Below are 13,276 nucleotides of genomic sequence, written 5' to 3'. Positions count from 1 at the left end.
AGATCTTGTCTTGTAATCGGCTGATCGGCCGGCCGCCTCTTCTCTTCTGCGAGCCGACTCGCTTCCCTTACGGCTCTCCTCCATGTCGCACCTCCTGATTGCCCGAAAGGATCCATTTCATGGCTGTTGACGCCGTGCAGGACCACGCTGTGGCGCAGATGTCGGCCGCGGCCGAGCAGGTCACGTTGACGTTGGGGGACTTCCGCCTCCGTGTCCTGGCCGAAAAGCCTCATCTCCTGGAGTCGGTGGTGGGCATGCTGGTCCCGGCCTGCGCCATCGAGGGACCTGCCACAGACCCGCAGTGGAGTCTTGTGCTGGACGAGCACGGGTCAGCAGAGACTGCGGGGAACTCCGTCTCCTTCGATGGCCGCCTGGTGCTCGGTCTGCCATACGGCGGTCGCCAGTTGGCCGTGGCGGGCATGAGCGGCGGGGTGATGCGGGTCATGGGCCGCTACCGGCCTGGTGCGGCGCCTGTGGTGATGGAGGTCGACGCGCTGCGGCGGACCACGCGGCTGCGGGTGGCGCCAGGGGATGCAGTGGGGGTGCGGTGGGCGGACTGGCTGGCCCGGGTGTTCTTCGCCTCCCGCCTGTTGGCGTCGGGGTGGAGGATGCTGCACGCCTCGGCGGTGGCTGTCGACGGTGCGGCGCTGGTGTTCTTGGCCGACCGGCACGGCGGGAAGTCCACGCTCGCCCACCGTGCCGTGCGGGAGTTGGGTGCTCGCTTCCTGGCCGACGATTTGGTGCTGATCGGCCCCGGCGGCATGGTGGTGGGGTGGCCGACCCGTATCGCGGTCCCGGCGGAACTCGCCGCGGGCGGCGGGCGGCGCCAGCGCACGGTCGTTGACGGTGTGGCCCGCGACCGCATCCTGTACACACCGGCGCAGCATCGCGCGGCTCTGGGAATCGCCTACGCGCTGCCGGTGCCGCTCGGCTCGGCCGTGCTCGTGGAGGGTGCCGGCGCGGCCGCTGGCAGCAGCCGGGCGCACCGGGCGGAGATCGCCGCCGTGCACCACGCCGTGACGCGAGCGGCGGACATCGCCGAGCAGCTGCTGTATGTGAGCGATCCGCTGGGGCTGATGGGCGGGCCGCGTCTGGCGGAGCAGGCGGCCGCGGGGCGGGAGCTGGACGGGCTGCTGCGCCAAGTGCCGGTCGCCGCGCTGCGGGTGGCACTCGGGCAGCTGCCGACGGCGCCGGTGTGGCAGGCCCTGAACGGCGTCATTCCCCAGCTGGGGAACCTGCGGTGATGCGTGCGAGAGAGCGGACGTATGAACTGGCCAGTGCCGGACGGAGCCTGCTGGTGCGGGCGGATGGCTCCCTCGCCGCCCAGTGGGGGAAGGTCGCGCCGCATCTGCCCGGGGTGGCACCCGGCGATCTACGCCCCGGTGCCGGGCCGGCCGCGGTGCGGCTCCCGGACGGCGCGGAAGCGGGGGATGCGCGGCGGTTGCTGAACGCGCATCTGCATCTGCTGCACCTGGCACACGGGACGCTGTGCGCGCACGCTGTCGCCCTACGGCACCCGGAGCGAGGGTGGGCCGTGGTGTTGCTGGGCGGACACGGAGCGGGCAAGACCCTGGTGGCCCTGGCCTTGGCCCGGCGGGGCTGGCAGATACGGGCCGGGGACGTGACTCTTCTGGACTGCTCCGGTCACCCGCTTGTGCCCCGCGTGCTGGGCGGCACGTCCGCATTCCTCGCCCGCCGGGAACCGACCCGCCGCTGGTTTCCCGACCTCCCGCTGCCGAAGGCGGGTGCGCACCGGGCGGACCTGGCCGTTCTCCTTGGGCTGCCGACCCCGGAGCCCGGGGCCGCACCGGAACCGGTGCCGGTGACGGCAGCCCTCACAGTGGACGTCGACGGTGACCGGCAGGCGCGGCACGCGGCCGTCGAGGCACTGGATGCGCACACGGCCGCCACCGTGTGGTGGCGTGCCAGCGGCCACCTGCTGGAGCGCCTCCTCGACCACAGCGACCTGGTGCTGCGCCGTCTGGAGACCGATCCGGACGCCGCTCGACGTCTGGCCCGGGTGCGGGCGCTGGCCGATCACCTGCCGTTGCACGCGGTGTGGGGAACCCCGGAGGCGATCGCCGACCAGGCCGAACACCTGACCCACACGCCCTTACGGAACACGACGGCGGAAGAAGGAGGATGTCGATGACCGGGAGGATGCGCGGGCGGCGCCGGTATGCCGGTGCTCGTCTCCGCGTCGGCGCCGGCCGCGCCCGGCTGCTGCCGGCAGCAGCGCCCGAGCCGGACATGGTGGCCGGCCGGTTCAGTGTGATCAGCCCAGGCACCGAGCGACGGCACCTGGCAGGCGAGGACCGCGAGGCCGGCTACATGACCCTCGGCCGGACAGGCGACGCGGCCGGGTGGGTGCTGGCCCCGGTACCGCACGGTGCGGCCTTCGACGCGGCCTGCCCGGGCGCGGTGACCGCCCCACCGCAGGTGCCGCCGCGCCTGGTGGCGCTGGCCCGGTTCCAGCAGATGGCCTGCCTGGGCCTGGACCGGCTGCCCGCGACGGACCTGTCGACGGTGACGGTCGTCGGCTCCGGCCCCGTCGCGCTGGGCTGCGTACTGGAGCTGCGGCGCCGCGGCGCCACTGGCATCCAGGTGGTGACCTCGCGCCGGTACCCGCCGATCGGCCGCGCCCCAGGCGTCACCTGCGTATCCCCCGGTGCCGCAGAGCCGACACAGCTGGTCATCGACGCCGCCGGGCTCCCACGGCGCGCGGCCGACCTGACCGCACCCGGCGGCGTCCTCGGCCTGCTGGGCACCCCTGACGAGGAGGCCGCGCTACCGGCACTGCCGGTGCACCGGGGCGGATGGACGGTGCAGGGCATGCACGAGCTCGCCCCCACCGCTCCGGACACCTACCAGAAGGCCTTCACCCAGGCGGTGACCTGGCTGACCGACCACCTGGAGCCGGCGCTGGCCACCGCATGGTGCCGGACCGTGCCCGGCGCGCGGGCACCGGAGCTGTTCGCCCTGCTGGAGTCACCCGGCCGCCCGGCCGAACCGGTGCTGCTGCTGGACTGGAGGGACACGTGAGCACACCGGTGGGCCTGTACAGCATCGGCGTGCGCGGCCTGCGCGTGCCCGAACTGCTGCAGTGGGCCGGGAGTGAGAGCATCCCGTTCGTGCACCTGCGGGGTGGACCACGCGGCTGCGATCTCACCGGGCAGCCGAGGCAGACGCTGCACCACTGGCGGCACCTGGCGCGACAGGCCGGCGTGCCTGTCACCGGGGTGACCGGCGACATCGACGTGGGGGAGGTGTTCGCTCCCTCCCGCACGGTGCGGGAGCGGGCCCGGGCCGAGCTGGAGCGGCTCGCGGACGCCGCCGCGGTGCTGGGCGCGGGGTGGGTGCGGCTGCTGGGCCGCACCGTGCCCCGACCACCCTTGCCGCAGGAGGACATGCCAGCGCCGGCGGTGCCGGTGCTGGTCGAACTCCACCACCCCGCCTGGCTCACCCCGGCCGCGCTGGAGACCCTGCACATCTTGTTGGAGCGTCGGCCGCGGCTGCGGCTGCTGGCCGACATCGTCCAACTGGCCGCCGCCCTGCCCTCCGCCGGAAGCCAAGCGGACGCGGCGCTGGAGCGGGTGCTGGACGCCACCGGTGTGCTGCACCTGTCCGATGACGGGGCCGGGCTCGCCCGGCCTGGCCGGGAGCGGGTCGCGGCGCTGGCCGCCGCGCGGATCGCCCGTGGTCAGGACATCGAGGTCGCCGTGGAGTGGACCGGTCAACCTCGCACCCCTGCGGCGTGTTTGGCGCGCTACCAGGCCGCCCGTGCCTGGTGGGCGGAGCGGACCGCCTCACCCCTCAACAGGACGTAAAGTACCTAACCTGTCACTAAAAGTAATCAGGAGGGGTTGTGTCGAACCCGGATGCGCGCGTGATCGCCGAGGTGCTGGAGGATGCCTACGGCCTGCCCGGCGCGTTGCTGGAGCGGCTGCCGATCGGTCAGGTCACCGTCAACTACCGCGCCCGGCTCGGGCGCCGTGTGCTGTTCGTCAAGCACTATCAGAGCGGGGCGGACCTGGCCGCCGAGCAGGCGGCGATCGGCCAGAGCCGACTGGCCGGTGAGCACCGGGTGCCGGTCGCGTCCGTGCTGCCCTCGATCGGCGGGCAGGACATCACTCAGCGCGGCCCGGTGGCGGTCTCGGTATGGGAGTGGAGGCCCGGCACCGTGGTCCAAGACGGCCTGAACCCTGTGCAACAACGAGCCGCCGGAGCGGTGTTGGGCCGCCTCCACAACGCGTTCGCCGACCACCCCGCTGGCCGCCGCCCGTCGACGAAACTGGACAAGTGGATGCGCCCGAACGTCGGACGGCTGGAGGAGACGATCGACAAACTGCTGGGCATCGCCGGAGAGCGGGCGCAGCAGGACACCTTCGACGAGGAGGCACTGCGCACCCTGGCCGAGCGGCACGCGGTGCTGCCCCGCATCCCCGACCTGCTCGCCGGCCTACCGCCGCTGACCAGTCAGGTCCTGCACGGCGACTACTCCGCAGTCAACCTCCTCTTCGACGGCGACGAGCTGACCGCGGTGCTGGACTTCCTGCCGCCCGACCCGTTCCTGGCCGCCTATGAACTGGGCCGCATCGCCTTCGACGTCCGCACCGTCGTGCTGGATGAAGACTGGATCACCTCCGGCACCCGTCTCGTGGCCGCCTACCTGGAGACCAACCCCCACCTGCCGACCGCCGATGTCACCGCCTGCGCCCGCGCGGCCCTGCTGCAGCTGCTGACCAGCCTGTACGGCGTCAAACAGCACTACCTAAGGCCCGGCCTGCTCCAGGACGACCTGGATGAGTTCTGGCTGCTGCGACACGCCGCATCAATGCGGCTGTTGGAGCGGCTGGACGAGGTCGAGGCCGCCCTGACCCAGGTGGCACGCCACCGCTGACCCACCCCTCGCCCGGCGGGCGGGGACGAGCACAAGGGAGCACCCACCAGATGTCCGTATCGGCCATACCCGACGCCGAAGGCCCGGCAAGTTCGTGGACGGTCCTGCGCGGACCGGTCACCGGCGAGACGGTCGCCGCCACCGCCGCCGCGGTCGCCGCACGCCACCGCCTGCGGTGCGAGCACCCCGCCACGGACGCGGTTCGCCTGACCGATCCGCGCATCTCGCGTACCGTGGCGGAGGTGCGGTGGAAGCCTCTCCCGCCGCAGGCCCCGCGCACGCTGGGGTTCCAAATCCCGGCGCCGGAGGCCGTGGAGATCCTGATCGACCCCGCCCCCGACGCGGGACGGCTCGCCGCCGAGCTCCACGACGCGCTGGCCGCCCGTACCCTGCCCTACACCGGCAGCGAGCTGGAGAGCATCCGCGCCTCGATGCCGCTGCTGCAGCGCTACAGCGCACCGCAGCCGGCGTTCGACGGCGGCTGGGCGCTGCTCTTCCGCGACCACTACCTGGAGCACAGCGCCGGCTTCCTGCTGGCGATGGAGCGGGCCGGTATCCCTGCGCAGTGGATCTTCGCGCTGGACAAGGGCGACCGCACCTGGAACCGGGAGCGGGTCCACGCCACCTTCACCGCGCGCGGCTACCGCAGCGACGTGCTGGACAACAGCGCCGTCAACGCCCCGGCCGCCCACGCCGCCGACCTGGCCCGAGTCGGCGGCGGGATCGACGCGTTCCTGGACGCCGCCCGTACCGCCGGGCGCCGGGTGCTGGTCATCGACGACGGTGGGCTGCTGGCCCGCGGCTACGGCGCCGTCGGCGCCCCACGCACCATCGACGCCGCCCTGGAGCTGACCATCAGCGGCGTCAAGCGCATCGCCGCCGCCGGGCCGCTGGCGATCCCGGTGCTGAACCTGGCACGCTCCCAGCTCAAGTCCCGCCTGGGCTACCGTGAGATCGCCGACTCCTGCCTGCGGCGGCTACGCACCATCCTGCCCGACCGCAAGTTGATCGGCCGCCAGGTCCTCCTTCTGGGCTACGGCACCCTCGGCTCCCGCCTCGCCGTCCAGATGCGCGCCCTGGGGTGCCGCGTCGACATCGTCGACACCGACCCGGTCGCCCTCATCGACGCCGCCGAGGCCGGGTTCGCCACCCACCGCACCACCGGCGACGCCCTCGCCGCCACCGACCCGTTTCTCATCATCGGCACCACCGGCGAGATCGCGCTAACCGATACCGACCTCGACGTCCTGCCCGACCAGGTGCTGCTGGCGCCGTTCGCCACCCGCGACTTCTCCGCCCTGGCCGAAGGGCAGCTTCGCCGGCACGCCACCGAAATCCCCGGCGTCGGCATCCGCTTCCCCCTGCCTGGCGGCCGGACGGTCACCCTGCTGGGCAACGGCCGCTCCATGAATCTCTTCGAGGCCGACTCCATCCCCAACCAGGGCTACGACGCCTACCGCGCCGGCACTCTCATCGCCGCCGCAGCCCTGTGCGCCGACCCGGGCCGCGTACCGGCCGGGCTGCACACCGCCCCGGCCGATGCCGCCATCAAGGCCGCGGGCCTGTGGCAAGCCTACTACGAGCAGTACATCGCACCGCCCGTGCCCCGTCGCCTGCTCGGCGTGCCACCCCAGCGCCACGCGCCGAAGACCCAGCTGAAGCATGCCGCGGTCGTCGGCTACGGCATCGCCGGACGCCTGCACACCACGATCCTCACCCGCCTCGGTGCCGACCTGGCCGTCATCGACCCCAAGCACCAGGACCTCCCCACCTCCGTGCGGTCCTTCCCCCACGAAGTCGGCGACCTGTCTCCGGCGGTGGCCGCAGGCATCGACCTGTGGTCGATCTGCTGCCCCACCGCCGACCACCTCCCGGTGCTGCGCGCGATCCTGGCGCACAACCCGGCCGCCCGCGTCCTGCTGGAGAAACCGGCCTGCCGGGGCCATGAGATCGACACCTTCACCCGCCTGCTGGCCGACCACCCCCACGCCCGGGTCGTCGTCAACGACCAGTACCAGCACGCCGCCGTCCTACCAGCATTCATCGACATCATCACCCGCCTCGAGCCCGACGCGGCCATCGAGAAGGTCTCGGTCACCTTCACCAAGGACCGCCGTCCCGACGCTGCCGCCGGCCGCTTCGTCGACCGTGACTACGGTGTCCTGGGCTACGAATGGCTGCACATGCTCGCCGTCCTGCACGGCGTCCTCCCCCCACCTGTCTGGCAGGCCTACCTCGCCTCCGACCCGACCGCCGCCCTCACACCCACCTACGATCCGCGGTTGTTCGTCGCCGCCCTAACCGAGCACACCACCGTCGCCCACCTCGCCACCGGCGGCCGGATCCGCCTAGAGCTGACCTCCTCCATCCTCGGCCCCCGCCCCGCAGGCGGCATCCCTCCCGCACCAGGGCACCCCTGGCACCGGGGGCTGCGCCCGGCCGACGACCGGCAGCGGCACGTCACCGTCCACGCCGGCCGTACCCGCTTCACCCTCCACCTCGACCCCGTCACCACACCCGGCAACTGGCAGCTGGAACGCAACCACCACCGCATCACCGCGACCCGCAACGGCACCGTCGTACACGACGAGGTCCTCCACGACTCCCCGCTGGAGACCTCCGTACGCCACGCCGCCGAGACCCTATTGGCCGACACCCCCCTGCCGGTGCCCGAGCTGGCACCGCTGCGGCGCATCGCCCACATGGCCGCCGTCCTGCGCGCGCAGGCCCCCGACGGACTCCAGCCCCAAGATGCGGCACCCGCCGGCGCCCACCCCTCCTGCTGCGGCCCGGCTGACGGGCCCACCGGAAAGGCAGCCTCCTCGTGACCTACGCGCTCGCCCTGGACGCCGACGGGCACACCGTCACCATCCGCTCCAACACCCCCACGGTGACCGACTGGGCGGCCCGCTACTTCGGCCCTCACTGGACCGTCACCCCCGGCGACAGCGACGGCGTCACCGCCCCAGTAATCACCGCTCTTGACGGCGGCGCACCCACCGGCGACCCCACCACCCACCCTCGGCACGCCGTCTTCGCCCGCGACCGCATCGGCTACACCCGACACCCGGACGGCACCGTCACCGCCCACACCCTCACCGACCCCACCCTCGCCTACCGCTACACCCCCACCACACGGCACCTAGAGATCACCTCCCACCTCTACCTGGCAGCCGGCTCCACCCCCGGCCGGCCCACCCGCCTGGCCACCGCCGTCACCCGCCTCGCCCGCGAGATGATGCGCGCCCAACTCCTGACTGACGGCTGGACCCTCCTCCACGCCTCCGCCGCCGTGCTCCCCGACGGCCAAGCCCTCTTGGCCCTCGGCAGATCCGGCGCGGGCAAGACCACCACCGCACTCACCCTGGCGGCCACCGGCGCCGCGCTCCTCGCCAGCGACTGCTGCTTCGCCCGCCCCAACCGCCACGGCACACTCGACCTCCTACCCTGGCCCGCGGCAGCCGCCATCGGCCTCGGCCTGCTCGACGCCCTCTCCTACACCACCGCCGCCCGCGCCCACCTCACCAGCGGCGAACCACCCCACCCCACCCAGGACCAGCGCGTCACCAACGCCCTCATCTCCGCACACCCCACTCCCGTGAGAACTACCTCCGGCCGCGAGCTGAAGGCCCACATCTGGCCCGACCAGCTCATCCGCTGGTTCGGCCTGTCCCTGGCCGCCACCGCGGCCGCGACCACCGTGCTCCTTCCCCGTATCACCCCCTCCCCCGGCATTCCGGCACAGGCCGAGCAGGCGCGGAGCCAGACCGCCACCCCAGACGTCTTCGTCACCTCGGAAGACGAAGAGCGCTACCCGGACCTCTTCGGCCTCGTCCACGGCAGCGCCGCCGGAAACCCCACGGCGCGCACCGCAGTCCTGACCGTGCTAAACCACCTGCCCAAGCATGCCGTCAACCTGAGCCATGATCACGCCACCAACGCCCAGGTTCTCTCCGATCTGGTCCGGCTGACCCACAACGGGCCCGGCTAAGAGAGTTTCTCGAAACCGAGTGTGGGGCTGGGGGTTCCGTACGGGTGTGCTGTTCGGGTGATGGTGGCCGCGCGGGGGCATGAAGGCAGGGCCTCTCGGTAGCACAGAGGGTGTCTACGCCACTGCTCACCGGGAGGCCCTGTTGCCGCAGTTGTATCGGTCTGCTGTGAAGGAGTCCATTCCGGACACGCGTACGTGTGACTGCTTCGCCCACACGTACGGCAACGCCGCGGACAATCCGTCCGGCGGGCACTGCTGTCCGACCGACATGAGGGACACGGAGTGGGCCGCGGTCCGCGACATGATCCCGAAGCCCGCGTGGGCCGAGGGCCGGGGCGGCCGACCGGAGGAGTACTGCCACCGGGACATACTCGATGCGATCAGGTACGTGGTCGACAACGGCGTGAAGTGGCCCGCGCTGCCCGCCGATTACCCGCCGTGGAAGGCGGTGCACCGGTTCTTCACCCGCTGGCGCGGGCAGGGGCTGATCGGCGAGTTCCACGACCGGCTCCGCGCCGCGACCCGCCAAGCGCAGGGCCGGGATGCGGAGCCGACGGCCGGGGCGATCGACTCGCAGTCCGCGAAAGGCACGTCCACGGTCGGGGCCGCGACCAGCGGCTATGACGGCGGGAAGAAAATCAAAGGGCGCAAGCGGCACATCGTGGTGGACACCCTCGGCCTGATCCTGGCGGTCATGGTCACCCCCGCCTCGACGGGCGACCGCCACGCCGCCCAGGACCTCCTGACCCAGGCCGCACGGCGGCATCACCGCCTTGGGCGGGTATGGGCGGACAGCGGATACACCGGCATGCTGGTGGGCTGGTGCGCGACCGCCCTGAACCTGATGCTGACCGTCATCCGCCGCAGCGACAGCCAGGCAGGCTTCGTCGTGCTGCCCAAACGGTGGCTCGTCGAGCGGACGTTCGCCTGGCTCACCCGATCCCGGCGCCTCGCCCGTGACTACGAGCGGCTGCCCACGTCCTCGGAGGCGATGATCCTGTGGTCGATGACCATGGTCATGACCCGCCGTCTCGGCCGTCGCCGCAGGCGAACCGGCCCGGCACCGGCTCGTGCGCCCATCCCCGCGCAACGAGCCGCTTGAGCTTGCACCGCACACCCTCAATTTTCGCCGGAACCACCTCCAGCCCCGCCAGGGCAGTGATCTCACGGCAGTTCAGCGGCTGGCCACCGGCGGCGCGGCGTTCGACCAGCAGGCCCATGACCTGCTGATACTCCGGCGCCAGCACCTCGACCGACAGCCCCTCCCGCCAGATGGGAACCACCGACCCGGGCCGCGCCGCCGACGGCGTTCCGGCCTTGTTCCCCTCCGCCGTCTTCCCCGCCACAGTCTCCTGGCCTGCACTCTCACCCGCGTCCCACACCTCACCGACCCGCCTGCGGGCGATCAGCCACTCGTCCCACTCCGACTGCGCCGCCTCCAACTCGGCCTGCAACTCCTCCACCCGCTTCCGGGCCGCCCGCTCCCGCTCCTCCAGCCGCCCCAGCACCGACGCCATCACACACCTCCAGCACGCCATCTCCACGGACGCACCGGACCTACCTCACCCGCCCCGACACCATGCCTCACCAGCACAAACCCAGCCCCCACACTCGGTTTCGAGAAGCCCTCTAAGGCCTGCCCAAACGTGTCGGGGCGCCGGGTGCCGGGCGTGGCGGTCTTGAGCGGTGGCACGCCCGGGAGTTTCGGCTGCCGGTGGTCATTCCGGGGCCGCCGCGTCGACCGTCGTGGGCCCGGCGGTCGGGACGGCGGCCGGGGTGGTGGGGACGGAGTGAGGGTGGGTGAGGCCGCAAGTGCGGTGCAGGCGGTTGCGGGCGGTGACCTGCCCGGCCAGCGCCTCCAAGTGGACGGCGTGGGCCAGGCCGGCCAGGCCGGTGTCGTCGAGCTGGAGGCGCCACCGGTTGGTGGCGGTGTCGTAGTGGGCCTCGATCAGGGCCTCCCACAGGGTGCCGGCCGCCGCCGGGGCGGCGGCCAGATCGGGTAGGAGGTGGGTGTAGCGGCGGAGCAGGAGCATCTCGTGCGGCTGGAGGGCGACCTCTTGGTAGGCGGGGTCGGCCGCCTTCGCGGTCCATGCCGGGCACGGCCGGTCGGCGTTGGTGCGGTGGTGGTGCCAGGCCAGCGCGTCCAGGCCTTCGGGGGTGATGCGGGCGGCCCGGGCCTCGGGCGGGCGGGCGGCGTGGGCGCGCAGGACCTCGGAGGCGGGGACGGTGCGGCACAGTCCTACCCATTCCAGCGCCCGCACCGCCCGCTCCTCCAGGGGGCCGCCCACTGGTAGCCAGGTCTGCCGCACCGTCTCCCCCGCCCGCTCCGCCGCGGCGAGATGCTCCAGGACCGTCCACTGCCCGCTGGTGATCTTGTCGGTCATCCCCGCCCGCTCTCCTTCCTCGCCAACACCGCGGGGCCGCTGTCCCCGGGCCCACCGGGAGGGATCATGTCCCACCGCGCACCGGCCGGGTGGTGTTTTCGCCCGTACACCACCCGTACAACTCCCACCTGTCCGCGTTGGCAGCGGCGGGGATGGCGCCGGGTTCCGTGCGGGCCCGGTCAGGGCATGTCCCCGCACCAGTCCCATCGGTGCGCATCGCCTGGGCGGGGCTGATAGGTGGCGCGGCCGCCGGGTCCGAACGCGCCGATCTCGGTGGCCAGGGCCACGCCCTGGCTCAGTCGTTCCTCGTCCCAGCCGGTGACGTCGAGCAGCAGGCCGTCCAGTGGCCCGCCCACCAGCTCCCGGTAGACGTGGCCTGCCCGGGGGCCGGGGTGGGGGTCGTCGTGGTCGGTGCCGTAGACCCGGCCGCGCATGAATTCCTCCGCGTCCATGCCCGGCAGCATCCCAGCTGGCACCGACACTGCCGCAGCGAAGCGGGGCGAAGTGGCTGGGTGAAGGGGCTGTGGCCTGTGAGTGCCGGGGCGGGGACGCGGCGGCGGTGGCGAGGCCCTTGGGGGGGTGTGTCGGCCGTGTGGCGCAGGCGGCTCCCCGCATGGCCCCTTTTCCCGGTGCGGGCCGGGGCCGGGGCTCGTCCGTCCGGGTGAGTGCAAGGCCCGACTTCCCTCTTCGGGGCCGTGGCTCCTCTAGCGTGCGGTCATGGACGACATCCAGATGCCCGAGCCGCTGCGGCGGGCGGTTCACCAGCTGGTCTCTGAGGCGGTCTCGAACTGCCAGGAGGTGCTGCGGTACACCGAGCCCGACCAGGCGCACACCTGGAAGCGGATGACCCTGTACCGGGCCACGGACGCAGCAGACACTATGGACACGGTGGCCCTGCTGATCGCCGCGTACTGCGAGCACACTGGCATGGACCCCCACACGCTGCAGAGCTACCTCCAGGCCGGGCAGCAGCAGTTCCGGTCCGCCGGCCCGCAGGAAGAGGACCGCGCGCACCTGGCGGGCCTGGGAGGCGAGGCGCTTTCGTACGAGGCGATGCGAGCACCGGCGAACCGGATGCGGCACAGCCGGGGCCAGCGGCAGGCCGAGCAGGCGCAGCGCCCCGAGGACGACCCGCAGAAGCTGTTCACCGAGGCATGCCTGCACGGGCTGAAGGCGCGGCTGTGCGACGACGTCGAGGCGTTGGACAGTTATCTGCCGCCCCGTGTCGCCGAGTTGGCGCGGAAGGTCGCCGAGGTACTGGAAGAGACGCAGCCGGCCCCTGCGTGACACCGAGCGGTGCCGCTGGACAGCATGTGGTTCTCTCCGGCGGGTGCCGTGGCTGATCCCCGAGGGCCGGTGGGCGTGCGTTGAGTACTGGTGTTTCGCCCTTCGCCGATCGGGGCCACCGGAAAGATCACCGGCAGCGGTCCGGGGGGACCCGGCCGGCCGGGCCCGGGTCTACTCGGGTGTGGCGCGGAACCATCCGTGGGCGGCCATGGTCTCGCTCTCCCAGTCCTCGAACAGTTTCGGCAGCGCCGTCGGGTCGCGGTCGGGGTCGCGGTGCCAGCGGATGAGGGCGCGGGCGGCGGGCCGGTGGGCGTCGCAGGCCGGGCACAGCTCCATCCACACTCCGGTGGCCAGCGGACCGTGCCAGTACAGCAGCAGCTCACCGGGGCAGCGCGAGCACGGGCGGGCCGATTCGGGGTCCTGGCCCTCGCCGCCGATCGCGGTGTCGAGGCGGGCGAGTTCCTCGTCGCTGACGTTGTCGAGGGCGCCGTTGATGTTGGCGACGCGGGTGAAGGAGCCGTCGGGGCGTACCCGGTAGCGCCACTGCAGGGACACGGCTGTTTCCCCCTTTCGGGGCATGTTTCGCGTGGCTCATTACGGTGCGCCCGCTGTCGGCGCGGCGTCAAGAGGAAGGTGCGGGACGCCTCGATGGGCGGTGGGCTGCGGAGGTTGGCTCGGTACAGGGACGGTGGGTGGCGAGGTGTGGCAGGGGCC

The 13,276-nt window shown here is 72.6% G+C and carries 13 protein-coding genes; 9 read left to right on the top strand and 4 right to left on the bottom strand.

The annotated features are described in order from the left end of the window. Nucleotides 1-119 precede the first annotated feature (119 nt). The 8 genes from ACGRHY_RS27655 to ACGRHY_RS27620 all read left to right on the top strand — a co-directional run bounded on the left by ACGRHY_RS27655 (nt 120) and on the right by ACGRHY_RS27620 (nt 9,993). Entirely contained in the window at nt 120-1,244 is a 1,125-nt protein-coding gene (locus ACGRHY_RS27655; protein WP_394638384.1) for a hypothetical protein, read from the top strand. Continuing rightward, nucleotides 1,244-2,152 carry a hypothetical protein gene (locus ACGRHY_RS27650; RefSeq protein ID WP_394638399.1) on the top strand — a complete coding sequence of 303 codons (909 nt, stop codon included), beginning with the start codon at nt 1,244-1,246 and terminating at the stop codon, nt 2,150-2,152. Before ACGRHY_RS27655 ends, ACGRHY_RS27650 begins: the two co-directional genes overlap by 1 nt. After that, nucleotides 2,149-3,042 carry a hypothetical protein gene (locus tag ACGRHY_RS27645; protein WP_394638383.1) on the top strand — a complete coding sequence of 298 codons (894 nt, stop codon included), beginning with the start codon at nt 2,149-2,151 and terminating at the stop codon, nt 3,040-3,042. The genes ACGRHY_RS27650 and ACGRHY_RS27645 overlap by 4 nt, the downstream gene beginning before the upstream one ends. Beyond that, nucleotides 3,039-3,827 carry an AP endonuclease gene (locus ACGRHY_RS27640; protein ID WP_394638382.1) on the top strand — a complete coding sequence of 263 codons (789 nt, stop codon included), beginning with the start codon at nt 3,039-3,041 and terminating at the stop codon, nt 3,825-3,827. Before ACGRHY_RS27645 ends, ACGRHY_RS27640 begins: the two co-directional genes overlap by 4 nt. 38 nt (nt 3,828-3,865) lie before the next feature. Then, entirely contained in the window at nt 3,866-4,900 is a 1,035-nt protein-coding gene (locus tag ACGRHY_RS27635; protein WP_394638381.1) for a phosphotransferase enzyme family protein, read from the top strand. Nucleotides 4,901-4,950: 50 nt separating this feature from the next. Further along, on the top strand, nt 4,951-7,728 hold the full coding sequence (locus ACGRHY_RS27630) for a hypothetical protein (protein WP_394638380.1): 2,778 nt from the start codon (nt 4,951-4,953) through the stop codon (nt 7,726-7,728). After that, nucleotides 7,725-8,891: a hypothetical protein gene (locus ACGRHY_RS27625; RefSeq protein ID WP_394638379.1), complete on the top strand. Its 1,167-nt coding sequence runs from the start codon at nt 7,725-7,727 to the stop codon at nt 8,889-8,891. The genes ACGRHY_RS27630 and ACGRHY_RS27625 overlap by 4 nt, the downstream gene beginning before the upstream one ends. 268 nt (nt 8,892-9,159) lie before the next feature. Beyond that, complete coding sequence (locus ACGRHY_RS27620) at nt 9,160-9,993, top strand: IS5 family transposase (RefSeq protein ID WP_394638378.1); 834 nt, start codon at nt 9,160-9,162, stop codon at nt 9,991-9,993. On the opposite strand, the gene ACGRHY_RS27615 is transcribed toward ACGRHY_RS27620, so the two are convergent. The 3 genes from ACGRHY_RS27615 to ACGRHY_RS27605 form a co-directional block, all read right to left on the bottom strand. Further along, on the bottom strand, nt 9,908-10,408 hold the full coding sequence (locus ACGRHY_RS27615) for a hypothetical protein (protein WP_394638377.1): 501 nt from the start codon (nt 10,406-10,408) through the stop codon (nt 9,908-9,910). The genes ACGRHY_RS27620 and ACGRHY_RS27615 overlap by 86 nt on opposite strands. Nucleotides 10,409-10,609: 201 nt before the next feature. Next, complete coding sequence (locus ACGRHY_RS27610; RefSeq protein WP_394638376.1) at nt 10,610-11,275, bottom strand: DUF6417 family protein; 666 nt, start codon at nt 11,273-11,275, stop codon at nt 10,610-10,612. A gap of 179 nt (nt 11,276-11,454) precedes the next feature. Next, on the bottom strand, nt 11,455-11,727 hold the full coding sequence (locus ACGRHY_RS27605; protein ID WP_394638375.1) for a hypothetical protein: 273 nt from the start codon (nt 11,725-11,727) through the stop codon (nt 11,455-11,457). A 265-nt stretch (nt 11,728-11,992) separates the two neighbouring features. Between ACGRHY_RS27605 and ACGRHY_RS27600 the strand changes: the two genes are divergently transcribed. Then, complete coding sequence (locus ACGRHY_RS27600; protein ID WP_394638374.1) at nt 11,993-12,562, top strand: hypothetical protein; 570 nt, start codon at nt 11,993-11,995, stop codon at nt 12,560-12,562. Nucleotides 12,563-12,733: 171 nt separating this feature from the next. Here ACGRHY_RS27600 and ACGRHY_RS27595 read toward each other — a convergent pair whose 3' ends face one another. Beyond that, on the bottom strand, nt 12,734-13,117 hold the full coding sequence (locus tag ACGRHY_RS27595) for a DUF6300 family protein (protein WP_394638373.1): 384 nt from the start codon (nt 13,115-13,117) through the stop codon (nt 12,734-12,736). Nucleotides 13,118-13,276 lie beyond the last annotated feature (159 nt).

The sequence above is a fragment of the Streptomyces shinuiensis genome, assembly GCF_043660855.1.
GTDB lineage: Bacteria > Actinomycetota > Actinomycetes > Streptomycetales > Streptomycetaceae > Streptomyces.
Note: the sequence above shows the minus strand (reverse complement) of the source record. Positions and strands in the feature narration are given on the sequence as shown.